The sequence below is a fragment of the Mesorhizobium sp. M1406 genome (assembly GCF_040317555.1).
GTDB lineage: Bacteria > Pseudomonadota > Alphaproteobacteria > Rhizobiales > Rhizobiaceae > Mesorhizobium.
The window spans coordinates 1-18,938 of the sequence record NZ_JAMYKW010000054.1 but is presented as its reverse complement, the minus strand read 5'-3'; the positions used below and the strand labels follow the sequence as shown (position 1 = coordinate 18,938).

General features: G+C 59.8%; 18 protein-coding genes and 2 pseudogenes. 15 read left to right on the top strand and 5 right to left on the bottom strand.

The annotated features are described in order from the left end of the window. Positions 1-37: 37 nt before the first annotated feature. Complete coding sequence (locus NKH03_RS28050) at positions 38-1,012, top strand: hypothetical protein (protein ID WP_352972048.1); 975 nt, start codon at positions 38-40, stop codon at positions 1,010-1,012. 491 nt (positions 1,013-1,503) lie between these two features. Here NKH03_RS28050 and NKH03_RS28045 read toward each other — a convergent pair whose 3' ends face one another. Together NKH03_RS28045 and NKH03_RS28040 are read right to left on the bottom strand one after the other, a co-directional pair. After that, the gene (locus NKH03_RS28045; protein WP_023766597.1) at positions 1,504-2,283 is read right to left on the bottom strand and encodes a Crp/Fnr family transcriptional regulator; all 780 of its coding nucleotides are present in this window, start codon (positions 2,281-2,283) and stop codon (positions 1,504-1,506) included. Between the two features lie 455 nt (positions 2,284-2,738). Then, on the bottom strand, positions 2,739-3,635 hold the full coding sequence (locus tag NKH03_RS28040; RefSeq protein WP_352441144.1) for a hypothetical protein: 897 nt from the start codon (positions 3,633-3,635) through the stop codon (positions 2,739-2,741). Between the two features lie 729 nt (positions 3,636-4,364). Here NKH03_RS28040 and bluB point away from each other — a divergent pair. Continuing rightward, positions 4,365-4,985, top strand: a pseudogene (gene bluB / locus NKH03_RS35090) (5,6-dimethylbenzimidazole synthase). An 11-nt stretch (positions 4,986-4,996) separates the two neighbouring features. Here the strand turns inward: bluB and NKH03_RS28025 are convergent. After that, complete coding sequence (locus tag NKH03_RS28025) at positions 4,997-5,308, bottom strand: hypothetical protein (protein WP_023735826.1); 312 nt, start codon at positions 5,306-5,308, stop codon at positions 4,997-4,999. On the opposite strand from NKH03_RS28025, the gene NKH03_RS28020 reads away from it, so the two are divergent. The 4 genes from NKH03_RS28020 (at position 5,301) to NKH03_RS28005 (ending at position 8,491) form a co-directional block, all read left to right on the top strand. Continuing rightward, on the top strand, positions 5,301-5,477 hold the full coding sequence (locus NKH03_RS28020) for a class I SAM-dependent methyltransferase (RefSeq protein WP_023762808.1): 177 nt from the start codon (positions 5,301-5,303) through the stop codon (positions 5,475-5,477). The two genes, NKH03_RS28025 and NKH03_RS28020, sit on opposite strands and share 8 nt — an antisense overlap. Further along, complete coding sequence (locus NKH03_RS28015; protein WP_023766602.1) at positions 5,461-5,616, top strand: hypothetical protein; 156 nt, start codon at positions 5,461-5,463, stop codon at positions 5,614-5,616. The genes NKH03_RS28020 and NKH03_RS28015 overlap by 17 nt, the downstream gene beginning before the upstream one ends. Before the next feature lie 282 nt (positions 5,617-5,898). Then, the gene (gene glmS, locus NKH03_RS28010; protein WP_352441143.1) at positions 5,899-7,719 is read left to right on the top strand and encodes a glutamine--fructose-6-phosphate transaminase (isomerizing); all 1,821 of its coding nucleotides are present in this window, start codon (positions 5,899-5,901) and stop codon (positions 7,717-7,719) included. Between the two features lie 517 nt (positions 7,720-8,236). Next, a complete protein-coding gene (locus NKH03_RS28005) occupies positions 8,237-8,491 on the top strand; it encodes a helix-turn-helix domain-containing protein (RefSeq protein ID WP_023735822.1) in 255 nt (84 codons plus the stop codon). Positions 8,492-9,416: 925 nt separating this feature from the next. Here NKH03_RS28005 and NKH03_RS28000 read toward each other — a convergent pair. Next, on the bottom strand, positions 9,417-9,806 hold the full coding sequence (locus NKH03_RS28000; protein ID WP_023735820.1) for a hypothetical protein: 390 nt from the start codon (positions 9,804-9,806) through the stop codon (positions 9,417-9,419). A gap of 403 nt (positions 9,807-10,209) precedes the next feature. On the opposite strand from NKH03_RS28000, the gene queC reads away from it, so the two are divergent. The 3 genes from queC to queE are packed head-to-tail and all read left to right on the top strand — an operon-like array spanning position 10,210 to position 11,995. After that, a complete protein-coding gene (gene queC, locus NKH03_RS27995; RefSeq protein WP_352441142.1) occupies positions 10,210-10,908 on the top strand; it encodes a 7-cyano-7-deazaguanine synthase QueC in 699 nt (232 codons plus the stop codon). Next, positions 10,908-11,264: a 6-carboxytetrahydropterin synthase QueD gene (queD, locus tag NKH03_RS27990; protein ID WP_023735818.1), complete on the top strand. Its 357-nt coding sequence runs from the start codon at positions 10,908-10,910 to the stop codon at positions 11,262-11,264. The genes queC and queD overlap by 1 nt, the downstream gene beginning before the upstream one ends. Further along, the gene (gene queE / locus NKH03_RS27985) at positions 11,261-11,995 is read left to right on the top strand and encodes a 7-carboxy-7-deazaguanine synthase QueE (RefSeq protein ID WP_023735817.1); all 735 of its coding nucleotides are present in this window, start codon (positions 11,261-11,263) and stop codon (positions 11,993-11,995) included. The genes queD and queE overlap by 4 nt, the downstream gene beginning before the upstream one ends. A 335-nt stretch (positions 11,996-12,330) precedes the next feature. Here queE and hemN read toward each other — a convergent pair whose 3' ends face one another. Further along, positions 12,331-13,680 carry an oxygen-independent coproporphyrinogen III oxidase gene (gene hemN / locus NKH03_RS27980; RefSeq protein ID WP_023766605.1) on the bottom strand — a complete coding sequence of 450 codons (1,350 nt, stop codon included), beginning with the start codon at positions 13,678-13,680 and terminating at the stop codon, positions 12,331-12,333. A 154-nt stretch (positions 13,681-13,834) separates the two neighbouring features. Here hemN and NKH03_RS27975 point away from each other — a divergent pair, with 154 nt between their 5' ends. From NKH03_RS27975 to NKH03_RS27950, 6 genes and pseudogenes are all read left to right on the top strand, one after another. Continuing rightward, positions 13,835-14,581 carry a Crp/Fnr family transcriptional regulator gene (locus NKH03_RS27975; protein ID WP_023766606.1) on the top strand — a complete coding sequence of 249 codons (747 nt, stop codon included), beginning with the start codon at positions 13,835-13,837 and terminating at the stop codon, positions 14,579-14,581. A gap of 543 nt (positions 14,582-15,124) precedes the next feature. Further along, entirely contained in the window at positions 15,125-16,735 is a 1,611-nt protein-coding gene (gene ccoN / locus NKH03_RS27970; protein WP_352722630.1) for a cytochrome-c oxidase, cbb3-type subunit I, read from the top strand. An 11-nt stretch (positions 16,736-16,746) separates the two neighbouring features. Continuing rightward, entirely contained in the window at positions 16,747-17,478 is a 732-nt protein-coding gene (ccoO, locus tag NKH03_RS27965) for a cytochrome-c oxidase, cbb3-type subunit II (RefSeq protein WP_023735813.1), read from the top strand. A gap of 11 nt (positions 17,479-17,489) precedes the next feature. Continuing rightward, complete coding sequence (locus NKH03_RS27960) at positions 17,490-17,639, top strand: cbb3-type cytochrome c oxidase subunit 3 (protein WP_352555398.1); 150 nt, start codon at positions 17,490-17,492, stop codon at positions 17,637-17,639. Between the two features lie 2 nt (positions 17,640-17,641). Beyond that, on the top strand, positions 17,642-18,505 hold the full coding sequence (gene ccoP / locus NKH03_RS27955; protein WP_023809313.1) for a cytochrome-c oxidase, cbb3-type subunit III: 864 nt from the start codon (positions 17,642-17,644) through the stop codon (positions 18,503-18,505). Positions 18,506-18,634: 129 nt separating this feature from the next. Then, positions 18,635-18,938, top strand: a pseudogene (locus NKH03_RS27950) (cytochrome c oxidase accessory protein CcoG); the annotation flags it as partial.

The window sequence follows — 18,938 nt, the reverse complement described above, 5'->3', positions numbered from 1 at the left end:
CTTCGTCGATGAGTGCATTCATGCCTTGAGGATCCCGATGACCGTTATGAACCCCGACAAAGCCGGCGCGGCAAGCCTTGAGACGATCGCGCGAAACGGCAGCATGCTGCGTCGCATAGCCGTACGCATTCCGACCTACCTGTCGGATATTCGCGAGAACCCGGCGTGGCTGCCCATGTTCATGTTGGCGCGCACCATGCCGGCACGGAGAATGCACTGGCGTGGTGCAAAGCCGGTCCGAAGGTCGCAAAGAGCCCAGGACACGATGTTTGCCGGTATCAATTGCCAGGACGTTGTCGACGCGCTGCGGATGGATGGGCTTTTTCCCGGCCTCGTCCTGCCAACACTGGTGGCTGAAGATGTAGCCGCATTCGCCAGGTGCACACCTTGTTTCGGCAATTTCGATCGCCGACTCGAATTCATGCCGGCGGAGCATGCGGAGGCTGAGGCGCGGTTTGGCCGTCCGTTGCTCAGCGGTCATTATTTCGAGCGCATTCTGGGCTGTAACTCGGCCGTTGCCATCCAAAACGATCCGCTGCTCGTGGATATCGCGGCGCACTATCTCGGCGGCCAGGCGACGCTGATCACAACTCGCGTCTGGTGGAGCTTCCCGACCGGCCAGGCGTCGGACGCCGACAAGAACCTGGCTTCGCTCGGCAAATACCACTTCGATCTGGACGACTGGCGGATGCTGAAGTTCTTTTTCTATCTGGTGCCCGTCGACGAGGGGACCGGCCCGCATGTCTATGTCCGCGGCAGCCATGATCGCCGCGCCCTCAAGCACCAACTTACGCTTGTCGTCGGCCATCCCGCGCAAGAGATTCTGGACGTGTACGGCAAGCAGAGCCCGGTCACGCTGACCGGCGAGGCCGGTTTCGGTTTCGTCGAGGATCCGTTCGGGTTCCATATGGGCACCGTGCCGGCGCACAGGCCACGGCTGATGATGGAAGTTGGCTTCGGGGTTTCTCCTCCATCACGCCGCCGCTTCCATGGCGAGCCTGTGATCCGCTGATTTCGAAAAGTCCCGAAACAGCCTTCCCGGACCACAAGTCTTGTGAGGCAAGATAAGGCTATGCCGCCAATCGATCTGTTCGGCGCCCAAAGCGGTTGTCCGCACATGCCTTGAACTGGGCTGGTGCAATGAGTCTCGCCATTGCTCCAACCAGCGCATGAATGCCTGCTTAATCGAGGTTAGACGGCAGTGCGCCCCAAGATCCTCCTCGATATCGCCTCAGATGCTCTTCGAAAACCGCCTTTACGGACCGAGTCATCTCGGGTCCCCTTTGCAGTGGCCGGAAGGTGGTGCACAGCCGTATCGTGCTTCGGAATCCTGAATGGATGCGAGGGGCGGTTTCCCTGGGGCGGCGCATGCAGCGGTGCCGGCATGACAGCTTCGTCTTGGATCTGATGCTCGACAACGTCGGCGGTGAAGGCTCTGTTTAGGCGGCTTACCCGGACATGGCCTCAATGCAGGAGATCGGCCATCTCCCTGTTCGAGCACATTCATTGGCGATCAGGCGCCTGCGGCCAAGGCAGTTGGCTGATTAGCCGAGCGTATTCGGCTTCAGCCCTGCCATACGACCCGTCAGCCAGCGCAATCAGACGCGTGCGATCAAGGATAACGACCTCTCCTCGCATCGATCGTATCAGACCTTGCCCCTCTAACATTTGCAGCGCTATGGTGACGCCGGGCCGCCTGACACCGAGCATGACTGATAAGAACTCGTGCGTAATCGCCAAGCGGTTTCCGTCGACGCGATCATCACACATCACCAGCCATCTTGAGAGCCTATCGACGATGTTCATCCGGGCATTGCTGAGCGCGGTGAAGCTTGCCTGGAGGTGAAAGTAGTGAACGTAGCGGAGCAGAAAAGTTCGCAGGGTTGGGCTTGTCAAAAGCGCCTTGGTGAAGAGGCCCGCGTCGATAACAAAGGCGCGGGCTTCTAATTGCACGTAACAATCGTGCGTTGATCGGTCATCGCCCATGATAAGCGCTGAGCCGGTCATGCCCTCACAACCAATGATTCCGATCTCAGCTTCAATACCAGGCCGCAGTTCGCCCACCACTGACCCGAGACCGCTCTCGAAGAAGTACACGGTTCTGATTGGTGACCCCGCCACTTCGAGATGCGTCTTCAGTCCAAGGGAGACGCTTTCCAAGTGAGGTTGCAGCAATGCCAAATCTGCCGAGCACATTCGAAGCAGCAGCGAATTGCGATAGATGGAATTTTGGCGGGTGTCGCGTTGCGCGGCAGTGTGAGTTTGTGAACTGGAGTCTGTCATAGCTCCCTCTCCCTATTGGGGCGGAAGCATGTTGATCGCTCACAGCCGACGGACGCCCTTAGAGTTGCCGTCGATGGCACACTGTATGCCTGCGAACCCCGGATGTCCCATTTTTTTGATTAACTGCCTTGACCGGCGCGAGCCAAGGTTTGGCGCGCCCGCGCTAACACGGCATTCAGATACCCAGACCTTACGGAGGCCTCACCGCACAGGGCGGTGCGCACTCCGGCTCGACGACGGCTGTCGAAATCAGACTGCTGTGGATGCACCACCATTGACCGGTACTAGGATTCTCGACCTCGCCGATAAGCTCGTCTGTACAGCAAGCGGCCTTCCTGCCTATCCCAATATCAAAAGTCAAACCAGTCCGCAGATGCATATGCCTGGCAGCATGTGTCGGTCTTTGGCCACGCATCTGCGACACCGAAATCAAGTAGCCCGCCATGGCGCGACCCTCAATCTTCCACTTCAGGGAGCCTGCCCTGCCATTCAAGGTCAGTCAGCACTTCGGCCTCCACAGTCATATTTTCCGCGAATTCACCGGCATGTTCGGCGAGAAGCTTTCTCGCCGCGACGACCGCTGAACGCTTTCCTTCGCACTTCTCGTGGAACCTGGCTACGCTCTGGCCTACGTGGTCGCCGTTCCATTTTATTACGCCCACTATGGCATACCAGACGCCTTTCCCGGTCCTGCGACGTCGCAGAATTTCGAGTCGCTGATCTGCCAACTGGGCGATGGCTTGGTAGAGAAGTTCGTGCTCCGGGCGGTCGGCACCTCTCGAACGAGCCTCATGGGCAAAGCCCTTCAGGCTAGGCTCCTTAAGTTGAGCTACTGCGTGCGAAATCTTCCACAGATTTGCGGTAGCCTCGTCGAGTGCGTGCCGAGCATCATAGGTAAGCGGCGGTCGCTTCACCGAAACCCCCTGCGCGGATCTCATCTTGTCCGACTTCACCTTCGGCCAGATGTCTGCGGCAATCCTGTCGAGTTCGGCCTTGCCCACTACCCAGCGGTGCTCCTCCTCAGCCCTCTTCTTGGAGAGCTTTGGCTGAAGTGCCACCACCGTTCCCTTGTTGTCGGAATCATTGAAGGTGGCGCTCATAATGTCGCTAGTCGACCGTGTGAGGCCTTTTCGGATATCGCCCGCAGCATCGAAAACCCAATAGGCTCCTTGGGCATCTAGAATCCGATTCGGCGCGGTGCCTTCGTTCTCAACTATCACCGAGACGACCCGCTGGCGTGTGCCGGCGTATTGCGGGAGAGCGTCCTTTCCGAAGATCATTCCCTCTACAAGCCGCCGCGATAGCCGCAGAGGTTCGCTGTTCTCCGGGAATATGTAGTGACGACTGGACACCGGCTTCGCTCCTTCGATCGCCGAAACGCGATGGCACATTCATGGTAGGCGGCTGTCTAAAGATTGCAGTATCAAAACTCATTGGCAGCATTTGATCAACTATCGCTCACGCTGCTGGATACGAGCAGCTGTCGCACTTCGCCGGAGACAAATAAGTCAACCGCGAATTGACTGTGAGAGGGATGAGTCCCCATTGGGTGATGCCTGACACTGGTGGAAGGCGAAACTGCGGGCGACTGGAAGCTCAGCAATGCCCATGAAATTGGGCAGCTGGTGCTGGTCCGGCGCTATGACGTCAGACGATGGTATCTGCCGAATGACCTGGGGAACCTTCGGGGACGTCGAGGCCGACGTGGTCGGAAGCAAAATGAGTTACAGGCGGTGCGGCAGGAACGAGTATATGCAAGCTGAGACGCCTGTCGCCGTCGCCGCGTTCTAGGCCGACGTTCTCCGCATTCCGAGGCCTGGTGAGCGATACGGGTGCGCCTGAGTGTCAATGGCGCATTTAGCAAAGGCCCTGGCACATGATTCACCGCCGTGCGAGCTGATCGAAACTGGTTTGCTGGATTGCATCGTAATAGCGCCGCCCACCAGGAAACATTTTTCTATCGTTTGCGGTTAGGGCCGCATGGCGCGCTTGTCGGACGCAACAAGCCAGCTTGGGCAATAGGCAGCTGGCAATCCACACCGTACTCCCTACTGCAATCCCTAGCCCCGAACGAGACCGCCATGCCGTCACCTCCCGATTTCGCCGACGATTTTCGGGCCGGGCTGATCACGCTGCTGCGCTGGCGCAGGGATGTGCGGCGCTTCGAGCCGACGGCTCTGCCGGAGGGCAAGCTGGAACGGCTGCTCGAGCTCGCCAGCATTGCGCCCTGCGTTGGCCTCAGCCAGCCCTTGCGCTTCGTAGTGGTCGACAGCCTCGAGCGGCGCACCGCCGGTGAGAGACTGCTTCGAACGCTGCAATGCCGAGGCGCTCACGTGCTTTTCGGGAGAGCGCGCTGCACTCTATGCCCGGCTGAAGCTTGCCGGTCTCAACGAGGCGCCCTGTCAGTTCGCGGTTTTCGCCGACCGCACGACCGGACAAGGCCTTGGGCTCGGTCGCATAACCATGCCGGCGACCATCGACTATTCGGCCGTCATGGCGGTGCACACACTGTGGCTAGCGGCGCGGGCGGAAGGCATCGGCATGGGCTGGGTGTCGATCCTCGATGTGACCGAGATGGCCGAGATTCTCGACACGCCGCCCGAGTGGACGCTGATCGGTTATTTCTGCCTCGGCTAGCCTGCGAGGAGCACGACATGCCCACCTTGGAACGCGAGGCGGCCGCCGGTGGTAATCAGCGGTAGGGGGGTGCCCATCACTTCGTCTCTTCCCTGGCGATGAGCTTGACGCAGATCGGGTCGCCCTTCGCCATCGGGGTACATTGCCATTCCGGACCGAAGCCGAAGTTCGTGTTCTTGCCAAGGCCAGGAAAGAGCACTGACAAACCGGACCGCAGCGAAGATGGCGCTGGCGGCAACCGGGCTGAAGCCGGGCATGGAGGTGGTCGACCTCTGCTGCGGCGACGGCTGTGCCGATCGCCACGGTCGCCCGCCATGTCGTCGCCATAGACATCGACGCCGACCAGCTGGAGGCCACGCAGCGCCGCTACCGGCGCCGGCGTGACCAATTGCGAATTCGTCGCCGGCGACGCCTATGAACTCGCTACTCTGGTGTCACGCCCCGTCGACCTCGTCTTCATGGCCAACGCTTTCCATGGCGTCCCGGACCGACCGCGGCTGGCACGTGCCGTGCGCGAGGCGCTCGCCCCCGGCGGGCATTATGCCATCGTCAACTGACACCGGCGCCGCGCAGACGACGACGGTCCTGGGCGAGCCGCGCGGCCCGCGAAGCGAACTCAGGCTGTCGCCGAGACAGACCATCGCCGATGCCGAAGTCGGCGGCACAATGCTTCTACATGCCGGACCGCCTGACTAGGGCTCGCAGGCCGGTCGTCCGTCCACTGTCCAAGGCCTGCTGGCCGTTTCTGAGGCCGTGATCCTGCCGCGGGTGAGTCTGCGATTGTCATAAGAGCGTCAGGCGCGAATAGAACTTTAGGTCCCCACAGCAGCCGACCTATCCATGGGGCGGATGGTAGTGATCACTACAATCAATTGTACCAATATCATGGAATACTACTACAAGGCCGCCACTTAAAGCGGCCGGATGGGTATCCGTCTCGCGTGGGCTGATGCTGCCCGCAAAAATGCGGAGACGAACATGTGCGGGATTGTTGGCATCGTTGGGCAACAGCCGGTGTCGGATCGGTTGATCGGCGCGTTGAAGGGTTTGGAATATCGCGGCTATGATTCCGCCGGCGTTGCGACGATCATCGACGGTGCCTTGCACCGCCGGCGCGCCGAGGGCAAGCTCGTCAATCTCGAGAGGCGACTGAAGGAAGAGCCGCTGAGCGGCAAAGTCGGCATCGGCCACACGCGTTGGGCAACCCACGGGGCCTCGACGGAACGCAATGCGCACCCGCACTTTACCGACGGTGTCGCCGTCGTCCATAACGGCATCATCGAGAATTTCACCGAGCTGAAGGAGGAATTGGCGGCGGATGGCGCCGAGTTCCAGACCGACACTGACACCGAGGTCGTTGGGCATCTCTTGGCAAGATACCGCCGCGAGGGCATGAGGCCGCAAGAGGCCACGCGTGCCATGCTGAAACGCGTCAGGGGCGCCTATGCGCTTGCCATCCTCTTCGAAGATGAACCGTCGACCATCACGGCGGCGCGCAACGGACCACCGCTGGCGATCGGTCACGGCGACGGCGAGATGTTCCTGGGCTCCGACGCGATCGCTCTTGCGCCCTTCACCAATGAAATTACCTATCTCATGGACGGCGACTGGGCCATTGTCGGCAATTCGGGCGCCCATATCTTCGATATCGACGGCCATCCCGTCGAGCGTCCGTGCCATATCTCCACGGCCGCGGCCGATCTGGCCAACAAGGGCAGCCATCGCCACTTCATGGAGAAGGAAATATACGAGCAGCCCGAGGTCATCGCCCATGCTCTTCGTCATTACATCAAAATCATAGAGGGTCGCGACATGGTTCCTGGCATCGATTTCGCCAAGGTTCCGAGCTTGGCGATCTCTGCCTGCGGGACCGCCTATCTCGCCGGACTGATCGGAAAATACTGGTTCGAGCGCTATGCGCGCCTGACGGTTGAAATCGACGTTGCGTCTGAATTCCGTTACCGCGAGATCCCTTTGCCGCCGCAGTCCGCGGCTCTTTTCATTTCGCAATCCGGCGAAACCGCCGATACGCTTGCATCGTTGAGGTACTGCAAGGAGCGTGGGCTGAAAATTGGCGCTATCGTCAATGCCTGCGAATCGACCATCGCTCGGGAGGCCGATACGGTCTTCCCGATCCTTGCCGGACCGGAGATCGGCGTCGCCTCTACCAAGGCTTTTACCTGCCAGCTTGCCGTTCTAGCCGCACTCGCCATCAGCGCCGCCAGAGCCCGCGGGACCGTCCCCGAAGGCGAGCTGCGGGCACTCGTCAGGAGCCTCGCCGAATTGCCGCGCGTCATGGGCCAGGTACTCAACAGCATCCAGCCGGAGATCGAGTTCTTGTCGCGCGAACTGTCAAAGTGTCGTGACGTCCTGTATCTCGGCCGTGGCACCAGTTTCCCGCTAGCGATGGAAGGAGCGCTGAAGCTCAAGGAGATTTCCTACATCCATGCCGAAGGCTATGCAGCGGGTGAATTGAAGCACGGGCCAATCGCATTGATAGATGAGAACATGCCGGTGATCGTCATCGCGCCCCATGACCGCTTTTTCGACAAGACCGTCTCCAACATGCAGGAAGTGGCTGCCCGTGGAGGGCGGATTATACTCATCACCGATAAAAATGGGGCAGCCGCATCGAAACTCGACACCATGCACACGCTCGTGCTGCCGGTAGTCGACGAGATTATCGCGCCAATGATCTTCTCGCTGCCGATACAGCTTCTTGCCTACCACACGGCGCTCTTCATGGGGACAGATGTAGACCAGCCGCGCAATCTCGCAAAATCGGTCACGGTCGAATGATTGTGAACCTGTACAGATGGCGAAGCTCTCGATGGAAAGCTACCCTTTGTCTGGATCCGGATGAAAACCAGATGACCAGTGTTTGCTGGAATTTGGAATCCCTTTTTTCGGCCGGTCGATCGGGGCACAGGGCGATCGAGCTTCCTAGAGCCGACGTCAGCACGCAGCCGGGGGCTTTCAAGAGTGGGTCTTTCACTCCCCCGCCGGTGGAGATTGGCCGAAGGAAGCAGTGTCCGTACCGGGAGTTCGAGTTGGGGTTCAGAGTTCCAGGGCCCCCTCCTGAGATGGCCTGATCGGCTGTAGCGCATCCGACCTGCGATCCTTCGCGAATAATTCTCGCCGTTGGCTTTCTTGATTAGAAGGAGGAGCCGCCATATTCCGACCCAGCTCCTAATTCAGGCGGCCCATTCCATGGATGAGGCCGGTCCGGCTGAATGGACGTCCATTTTTTGATTTGCTTGGTCTGCGCCGCCGGGGGGTATCTCCCGAGGGAGCTCCCATGTTCTTGGAGATGTTTATGAACGATTCGCGCATTCCCGAACCAGTCTTGACGGCTATGTCGCAGGGGACCCACATCGTCCGCGCTTATCGTGAGCACCTTGGGTATTCGATCGAGGACCTGACGGTCGCGAGCGGGCTTGCCGCTGAGGAAATTCAAAACATCGAGCGAGGTCTGAGGTACAACAAGGGATATCGGGATCGGATAGCGAGATCGCTTTCCATACCTGTGGGAATCCTTGAGGCAGAGTCGCACATTTCGGACGCCGCCTGATCAGTCGGATGATCCGCAATGGGTGGACTACCGCTCTTGTGATGTGAAGCTTGCGGCTGATTGTAGACGCTGATTCCGTTGGGATGCCTCTGGCGCAGTACCGCCAAGAGAATCTCGTCAACTTTCCGATGCAGGAACCCTTCACATGGGCTCGCGAACAACAACGCGATATAGCCGCCCGGAGTGCTACGAAACGTGCACGAGGGCATCGGCTCGCGACGAAGGATTGTAACGGCGAACTCTTGGTAGTTCGGCGAGGCGATGCTGGCGCTTGAGCATCAACTCGGCCTACGAGAGTGGCTACTCCTAGGCTGAATCGGCCAACTGGCCGGCATCGCGCCGCTCTGAAAATAACATGGCGGGCATCCTGACGTTTCCGGGTTGACTATGGGTGTTCGAACCACGAAAAGGGGCCGCTCTTCGTGAGTGGCGTGCGCCGGCAGTCTAACCCCAAGCCCCCCGCCCAGGCTGCCGGCGCGCTTCTAGAAAGATCGAGGTAGGCACTCGCTGCGCTCTGCCCGCCGACACCTTGTGCTTCCTCCAGCGAGTCCAGCGGACCACCATGGGTGTTGCAGTTCTGGTGCTTACCCACGTCCATTTGCGATCTCGGGTCATTGAGAGTACCGCAAGCACCCTCTCTGCTGGATGGCAACGCGGCTCGCGCCGCCCGTATGCAGCGCAAGCTCCATGCATGAGGTCGTCCCTTCAAAATACTTGATGCAGCTGCGCTTGCGTAGCTCCTTGCATGCGCTCGATGCCAGGAGGAGACCTCTGTCTAAACGCTCGCATCGATGCAACGCCGTTGATCACCATCATCGCGGCGACCGCTTCGCGGGGGGCCGCAGCCGTTTTGGAGCATGACGATCATGCCGGCGCCATCGCAGTGACGCACATGCAAAATTCACAGATGCATTCTCGCCCAATGCTAGGTGCCCAGCATATGTCCGGCATCCCGCAACGCGGCTACGAAGAGACGGGCATTGCCGTTGGCATCCATCTTGGCCTGCATCGACAGGGGCATCCTGTGCCAGCTCTCCAAGGACGCAATGTAATGTGAGAACATACCGTTAACGATGCAATAGTGGGTAACTAGGCCGTGTACATCCAACGCCAGCACGCCGAATTGGCCGCCGTGATATCGGATGGCAGCGACCCGCTGGACCTGCGCGTCACCGTCGATCCGCACGTCGAAAAGCAGGATGCCGCGGCTCCTGGTGGCTATCTCGGCGGCTTTTTCAGCGAAGCTCAACGAGAGCGAGCGGACGCTTTCGACTGCCATCTGTAAAACCATCAAGTTCAGTTCATCCACTGACATAAGGTACCTGTGCGCAAGACATGGGTGATTGCAATCGACCACACCGCTTGTTCACAGATGTCGGCTCATCACCGGTTATTCAGGGTTTGCCGGTCATCTTTGCGGCAAGCCATCCGGGCTCCTTGTACCCTGCAACCGTTGCAGTGGCGTCCCTCGGCGCTCGGAACCGCCAGGCTCTGCTCGTCGAGAACTTTGTCCGCGAGCAGCGTTCGCTTGAGCATTCCGCTGAAGCGTGACGTCTCACCAGTCCGTGTCCTTCCAGCTCACCGCGAGGGCGTTTTGCGCACCGCACGCAAGCGCACGAAACTGGTCTCCGTTCACTTCACAAAATGGTTTTCCTGAAGTACTGGAGCGCAGAGAAATCTCCGGTCGCAGCCTACCCGGTTAAAACAAGGACCCAACGATGAAGACTCTCGTCGTCTGCTCCGGCGGATTGGATTCCGTTACTCTTGCTCACAAGGTGGCAGCGGAGCACCAGCTTACCGGCCTGCTATCGTTCGATTACGGCCAACGGCATAGGAAGGAATTGGGCTTCGCCACCCTTTGCGCGGAGCGCCTGGGCGTCCCGCAGCGAATCATCGACATCCACGAGATCGGCGGCGGCCTTTCCGGCTCCGCGCTGACCGACAATGTGGACGTGCCCGATGGGCACTATGCCGAAGATATGATGAAGGTAACGGTGGTGCCCAACCGGAACGCCATCATGTTGGCCATTGCCTTCGGCCTCGCCGCAGCGCAAGACGCTGACGCGGTGGCGACGGCCGTGCATGGTGGGGATCATATTGTCTATCCCGATTGCCGTCCGGCCTTCATCGATGCTTTCCAGATGATGCAGGACCACGCGCTCGACGGCTACGCGCAGATTCGCCTTTATGCACCCTATGTGAACCTGACGAAGGCGGACATTGTTAGGGATGGAGCCACATACGGCACGCCCTTTGCGCAGACCTGGTCCTGTTACAAGGGCGCCGAGCGTCATTGCGGGAGGTGCGGGACCTGCGTCGAGCGGCGTGAGGCGTTTCACATCGCTGGGCACCCGGACCCAACCGAGTACGAGGACTCCGACTTCTGGCTCGGAGCGCTGCGAAGGACCACCGCGTAATGTTCCGCATCACCAAGGAATTCCACTTCTCAGCCTCGCATCAGCTCACCTCATTGCCACCCGATCACCAATGCGCGCGCCTGCACGGACATAACTACATCGTCGAAGTGGAGCTTTCAGCGAATGGACTGGACGATCACGGCTTCGTGCGCGACTACCACGATTTGGCGCCATTCAAACGCTACATCGACGAGAGCTTCGACCACCGACATCTCAACGACGTGCTGGGACACGAGCAAGTCACGGCGGAATATCTGGCCAGACATTTCTACGACTGGTGCAAGGCACGCCTGAGCGAAACCGCGGCCGTGCGGGTGAGCGAAACGCCGAAAACCTGGGCGGAATACCGGCCATGACCAATACGCATCCCGCAATCCGCGTTAGCGAGATTTTCGGGCCGACGATCCAGGGCGAGGGCGTGCTCATAGGTTTGCCGACGATCTTCGTCAGAACCGGCGGGTGTGACTTTCGCTGTTCCTGGTGCGACAGCCTGCATGCTGTGGACAATCAATTCCGCCATGAATGGGAGATGATGTCCGTCGGCGCGGTGTGGAAAAATGTGCTTGCGCTTTCCGGTGGCCGCCCGCTTATGGTGTCACTGTCAGGCGGCAATCCGGCCATCCAGCCGCTCGGCGCGCTCATCGACCGAGGCCATGGTGACGGTTACCGTTTTGCGCTGGAAACCCAAGGTTCGCTTGCCAGGGACTGGTTTGCGCACCTTGACGTGCTGATCCTCAGCCCAAAGCCGCCGTCAAGCCAAATGACGACAGATTGGGCCGCTGTCGAGGCGTGCCTCCAGGCGGCACAAGGCAAGCCCCAAATCGTGCTCAAGCTCATTGTTTTCGACGAAAGGGACTACGCCTACGCGAAAGACGCCGCTGCGCAATTTCCGCAACTTCCGATCTATCTGCAACCCGGCAATCACACGCCGCCACACCCGGCAAATGATGACGCGCCCGTCGACCTTGACGGAATATTGAAGCGCATGGAGTGGCTGGTTGACAGCGTGACCCGCGACAAATGGTTCGAAGCCCGCGTGCTACCGCAGCTGCACGTTATGCTCTGGGGTAACAAGAGAGCCGTCTAGGCCAGGCCCTTTCCACCGGAACTGCACCGGCATATTCGGCTGAACGGGTGGTTCAACGTTGACCGCGCTGCCGGGGTGCTTGCGGACTTCTGCCACCGGCCCAAGTGTTGTCAGCCGCTTGCACGGCACCTTGCATTCTCCTTGCAAGGTCGAAGGGAGCTGTCGCCGACAACCATGATCTGACAGGCAGGGCATGAGCGGGCGATATCGTCGCCATGCCAAGACGCGTCTGGTCCGCTTCGAACCGTCTCGGCCGACGGTCGCCGGTCAACAGTGGAAAACGATCGCAATCGGTTCACGATCGAGTGAGAGCCATGACCGTTCCTCTGCGGTGCTCAGACTGCCGCCGAGTGCCTGGCCGTTCCAGTTTCGAAATATTTGTCGAACCTGGCCGCGATGCTTCGGACGAAAGGGCGACTTTCAGCCGGCACAACGAATCTGTCGCCATCAAGTTCAAGCAATCGAACCGGATCGTGGAGGGCCATGGAACTTGACTGAAGGAGGAGCCTCTGGCCGGCCTCGCCGAAGCGTTCCACCAGATCGATGGCCGAGAAGGCGAAGTCGCACATCAAACGTTCGATGATCCAGCCGCGAACGCGGTCGTCGTTGGAAAGTGCGATACCCCGAACAGCGGCCAGCCCGCCGTCATCAACCGTGCATCGATATTCGCTGGTCGAAGGCATGTTCTGCGCATAGCCCTGCCGAAACTGGCTGATGGACGATGGGCCTAGCCCAATCAAGGTTTCGCAGCAATCGTCGGTGTAACCCTGAAAGTTCCGGTGCAGTGTTCCGGCGCGGGCGGCAAGGGCCAGGGCATCGCCGGGTTTGGCGAAATGGTCGAGGCCGATTGCTTCGTACCCCTGGTCCACGATCGCCCGCGCCGCCAGTTGCAATTGAGCAAATCTCTCCGCGGGACCGGGCAGCCATGCCTCGTCTATCATGGTCTGATGTTTCTTGAACCACGGCACATGGGCGTAGCCAAAAAGCGCTATCCTGTCGGGTTCCAAGGTCAGCGCCTGCGCGACGGTGGAGGAGACGCTCTCCCTCGTCTGGTGCGGCAAGCCGTAGAGCAGGTCTAGATTGACCGATTCGACGCCGCGCGAACGAACACCGTCGACTACCGCTTTGGTCTGCAAAAAGCTCTGCTCGCGGTTGATTGCCTTCTGAACCTTCGGATCGAAGTCCTGGACGCCGAGGCTCGCACGGGTCGTGCCGATTTCGGCAAGCGCATCGAGGCGGGCATCGTCCATATCATTGGGTTCGATTTCAACGCTGATCTTGGCGCCGGGAAGAAAGGCGAAGCTGTTGCGCAGGACGCTTCCCAGCGCCACAATATCCTCAGGTTCCAGCATCGTCGGGGAACCGCCGCCGAAATGAACCGCGCGAACTCGGCCCTTGCCGGTAACAAGGCCGCCAACCGTGGCGATCTCCGCATACAGCGAGCGCAGATAAGCGGCCACCGGCTCGTAGTGGCGGGTCTGTTTGGTATGGCACGCGCAGAACCAGCAGAGCCTGTCGCAATAGGGAATATGCAGGTAAAGCGATATCTCGTCACCACCTTCGAGCGCCTCCAACCAGCCTCGGTAAACGACGGCATCGACGCCCGCATGGAAATGGGGCGCAGTCGGATAACTGGTATAGCGCGGGACGTTCTCGCCAAGTCTGGCAGCTAGCTTTTGTCGCATGTCGTGGTCCACCGTGTTTGCGTCGCCCGAACTGTGGATGCTTGGATGAGCCTAAGCCCTGATTTCGATCAACCTTCAGCACGGACAAACTGCCGCAAGGATTTTTCTACCGTGGATTGCTATCCTGCCCGCACTGGACCGGTAGAGCGATCGAATGACATTACGGCAGGATATTCACAGTTCCGGCATTCCCGTTCTTTGCCTGCCTTGCGAGGCACGGCGCCGCGGTGTCTGTGGCGCGCTCGAGCCAGACGATTTGGCTCAGCTCGCCAAGACGTCGTCGCGGCACAATATCGAGCCGGGGGTCGAACTGATCGGCGACGCCGAGGCGGTCGACTGTTATTCAAACGTGCTTTCAGGCGTGGTGAAGCTCACGAAGAGCCTTTCGGACGGCCGCCAGCAGATCGTCGGTCTCCAGTTCGCGCCGGATTTTCTGGGACGGCCCTTCAAGATGAAAAGTGCGATCAATGCGGAAGCGGCAACAGCTGTCTCGCTATGCTCGTTTCCGAGAGCGGCCATCGAACGGATGATGAAGCAGTCACCCGAATTTGTGCATCGCCTGCTCAAGCAGGCGCTGAACGAACTTGACGAGGCCCGCGAATGGATGGTGACTCTGGGGCGCAAGACCGCACCAGAGAAGGTGGCGAGCTTTCTCCTCATGATTGCCCGGAACATCGACTCCAATGTTGACCCGGCGGCTAGGTCGGCGTGCTTCGAGCTGCCGATGACGCGTGCCGACATCTCTGATTTCCTTGGAATCACTAACGAGACCGTGAGCCGTCAGCTGACCAGCCTGAGAATGGACGGCGTGATTCGGATCGAGAACAACCGCCGCGTCACCGTGGACAGCATGAGCCGGCTGGAACGGCGCTGCGGCGGCCGAGGCGCAATAGCCGTTTGAATGACACGAAGCTGCATGGCCCACGCCACTTACTTCATTCGGGGCAGGGCATGCTCGCGTTGGGCTCAGAAGACATCGCGTAGCGACAGCCCGTTCTAATTCCGATCGTATACGCCAGTTGCGTTTGGGCTCGTCGGCGAAGCATCCACACTTGGCCGAAGTCAATATGCCTCATACGCAGGCGAAAATCGCCGTCCAAACTATAAATGTCGCGAAGGCAGCGCAACGCTGGCGCTGGCTGTTCCAAGGCATTGAAACGATCGACGTTCGGTAAGGCATCGGCCTGCTTACCAGCGTCAAGGTGCGCTTCCCCACACGCCCACGGTCGCCTCCTACCCGGGCCCCGACTGGGGACGCCGGGCCTGTCCATAAACCGTCGGCCGGTGCTGCACTTCCACATTCGACACAGTCTGATCGCAACGAACTCGATGCTGCTCGAAGCAAAATGGTGCGGCTCTGACATGGATCAGGGCGAGCAGGCGACGGCTGCGCAATAAGGCACCGCGGTTTGGCATCCGCCGGAATTGGAAATCGGGGCTTGCGATGAAATTCGGCAAAGAAATCGTGCTTCTAAGCCTGTTCGCATTCGCGGCTTTGGTGGCCGCTGGCGCTGGGGTGGATGAACCCTTTCGCCAGCATATGTGGGTCTTGTTCTTCGCCTTGGCTGGCTTCACTGCGATCCTGTTGCGCAACACTGAGTTCAGGCCTGCCGCGCCGATCGACCCGTCCGCTTACATGGACGGGCCAATCCGCTATGGCGCCATCGCCACCATGTTCTGGGGTGTCATCGGCATGCTTGTCGGCGTGGTCATCGCGCTGCAGCTTGCCTATCCCGATCTCAACATCCAGCCCTGGTTCAACTTTGGCCGTTTGCGGCCACTGCATACGTCGGGAGTCGTCTTCGCCTTCGGCGGCAACGCGCTGCTTTGCACGTCTCTCTATGTCGTGCAACGCACCTGCCGCGCCCGGCTGTTCGGCGGCGATCTCGGCTGGTTCGTGTTCTGGGGCTACCAGCTCTTCATCGTCATGGCCGCGACCGGATACCTGCTCGGCATCACCGAGAGCCGCGAATACGCCGAGCCCGAATGGTATGTGGACATCTGGCTGACCATCGTCTGGGTCGCCTATCTCATCCTGTTCCTCGGCACGATCCTGAAGCGCAAGGAACCCCACATCTACGTCGCCAACTGGTTCTACCTGTCCTTCATCGTCACCATCGCGATGCTGCATGTGGTCAACAACCTCTCCATGCCCGCCTCCTTCCTGGGCTCGAAGAGCTATTCGGCTTTCTCCGGGGTCCAGGACGCTCTGACGCAATGGTGGTATGGCCACAACGCCGTGGGCTTCTTTCTGACCGCCGGCTTTCTCGGCATGATGTATTATTTCGTACCCAAGCAGGCGAACCGGCCGGTCTATTCCTACCGGCTGTCGATCGTCCATTTCTGGGCAATCATCTTTCTCTACATCTGGGCTGGACCCCATCATTTGCACTACACCGCCTTGCCCGATTGGGCGCAGACGCTCGGCATGGTGTTCTCGATCATGCTGTGGATGCCGTCATGGGGCGGCATGATCAATGGCCTGATGACGCTGTCGGGCGCCTGGGACAAGCTCCGCACCGATCCGATCATCCGCATGATGGTGATGGCCATCGCCTTCTACGGCATGTCCACCTTCGAGGGCCCGATGATGTCGATCAAGACGGTCAACTCGCTGTCGCACTATACCGACTGGACCATCGGACACGTCCATTCGGGCGCACTCGGCTGGGTTGGCATGATCTCGTTCGGCGCGCTTTATTACATGGTGCCGAAGCTGTGGAACCGTGAACGGCTCTACTCGCTGCGCCTCGTTACCTGGCACTTCTGGCTGGCGACGCTTGGCATCGTTGTCTACGCGTCGGTCATGTGGGTGTCCGGCATCATGCAGGGCTTGATGTGGCGCGAATACGACGAGCAGGGCTTCCTGGTCTACTCCTTCGCCGAAACCGTGGCCGCCATGCACCCCTACTACATCATGCGCGCCATCGGCGGAGCCATGTACCTGTCCGGCGCCCTGATCATGGCCTGGAACATCGCCATGACCATCCTTGGCTACCGGCGCGAGGAGGATCCGATGCCCGGCTCCGTTCCCGCCCTCCAGCTTGCGCGATGATGAGACAGAAAATGAGGTTGATGAACAGACACGCGGTCATCGAGAAGAACGCTACACTTCTTCTCCTCGGGTCGCTGCTGGTCGTGACAATCGGCGGCATTGTCGAGATCGCGCCGCTCTTCTATCTCGACAACACGATCGAGAAGGTCGAAGGCATGCGGCCCTACTCGCCGCTCGAACTCGTCGGGCGCAACATCTATGTGCGTGAGGGATGCTATCTCTGCCATAGCCAGATGATCCGCCCGTTCCGTGACGAGGTCGAGCGCTATGGGCATTACAGCCTGGCGGCCGAGTCGATGTATGATCATCCCTTCCAGTGGGGATCGAAGCGCACCGGACCGGACCTCGCTCGGGTTGGCGATCGCTACTCAAATCTTTGGCATGTCGAGCACCTCACGGACCCTCGTTCCGTGGTGCCGGAATCCATCATGCCGAGCTATGGCTTTCTGAAGGATACGCCGATCGCGGTGAAGGATTTCTCGACGCATCTGGTTGCCAACAGGCGCGTCGGCGTCCCCTACTCCGACGACATGGTCGCTAACGCCAATGCCGATTTGATGGCGCAGGCTGATCCCAATGCCGACACGTCCGGCCTCGAGGCCCGCTACCCCAAGGCCAGGATCGGCGATTTCGACGGTGATCCGCAGCAAGTCACCGAAATGGACGCCCTGGTTTCTTATCTCCAGATGCTCGGCACGCTTGTCGATTTCAAGAACTACGATGAGACCGCCGGCTACCGCTGAGGACAATGGCGATGACGTACAATTTCATGCGGGAGTTTGCCGACAGCTGGGGCCTGCTTGCCATGGCTCTTTTCTTCATCGGATCCGTTGCCTTTGCACTTCGTCCCGGCAGCCGCGGGCAAGCCGGCGAAGCAGCTCAAATTCCTCTGAAGGAGGACTGATCATGAGCAGCGATCACATTGACGAGGTTTCCGGCATCTCGACGACCGGTCATGAGTGGGACGGCATTCGCGAGCTCAACAACCCGCTCCCGCGCTGGTGGGTCATCACCTTCTACATGACCATAGTCTGGGCGATCGGTTACACAATTGCCTACCCGGCATGGCCGCTGTTGCACTCCGCGACAAAGGGTGTACTTGGCTATTCCAGCCGCAACGAAGTCAAGAACGAGTTGTCCGCGGCCGAAGCGGCAAAGGGCAAATATGTCGCCGCAATAGAGTCGAAAAGTGTTTCGGAGATTGCTGCGGATGACACGCTGCGCGAATTCGCCGTCGCTGCCGGCGCCGCCGCGTTCAAGGTCAATTGCGTGCAGTGCCACGGTTCTGGCGCCCAAGGGTCCAAGGGCTTTCCGAACCTAAATGACGACGACTGGCTGTGGGGCGGCGAGGTGGACCAGATCCAGCAGACGATCGCTCATGGCATCCGCTTCGCCTCCGACCCGGCTACGCGCCTGTCGGAAATGCCGGCCTTTGGCGACATCATCACCGCCGATCAGATCAAACAGGTCAGCACCTACGTTGCCAGCCTGTCCGGCACTGTCGGCGATCAATCGTTGGTCGCGCCCGGCGCCAAGGTCTTCGCCGAAAATTGCGTGGCCTGTCACGGCGACAATGCAAAAGGCAACAAGGAACTCGGCGCTCCAGATCTGACCGACGCCATCTGGCTCTACGGGTCAGGCGAAGCGGCCATCGCCGCCCAGGTCACCGCGCCGAAACAGGGCGTGATGCCGGCCTGGGGCGCGCGCCTCGGCGAGACCAAGGTCAAGGAACTGGCGGTCTACATCCATTCGCTTGGCGGCGGAGAATAGGAGCAGAAGCCTATTCTCGTCCTCCCCCTCCCGCCAAGCGACGAGGCCCGGCGCAAGCCGGGCCTCGGCATCATCCAGGACCGATGAGTCGGCTTCCGGCGAAATCGTCGCTGGTGACTGGAGCTTCTCGTGCTTGATAACTCGCAAATAGAAAGGATCGAACCCACGCCGGTCGACTCCGCCAAGGTGCGTCAGCCAATGTACGCCGCGCGCAAGAAGATCTTCCCGAAGCGGGCCTCGGGCAGCTTTCGCCAGTTCAAATGGCTGGTGATGGCGGTCACGCTCGGCATCTACTATCTGACGCCGTGGCTGCGCTGGGATCGGGGCTCGTTTAGCCCGAACCAGGCCGTGCTGCTCGATGTCGCCAACCGGCGTTTCTATTTCTTCTTCATCGAGATATGGCCGCAGGAATTCTACTATGTCGCCGGCCTTC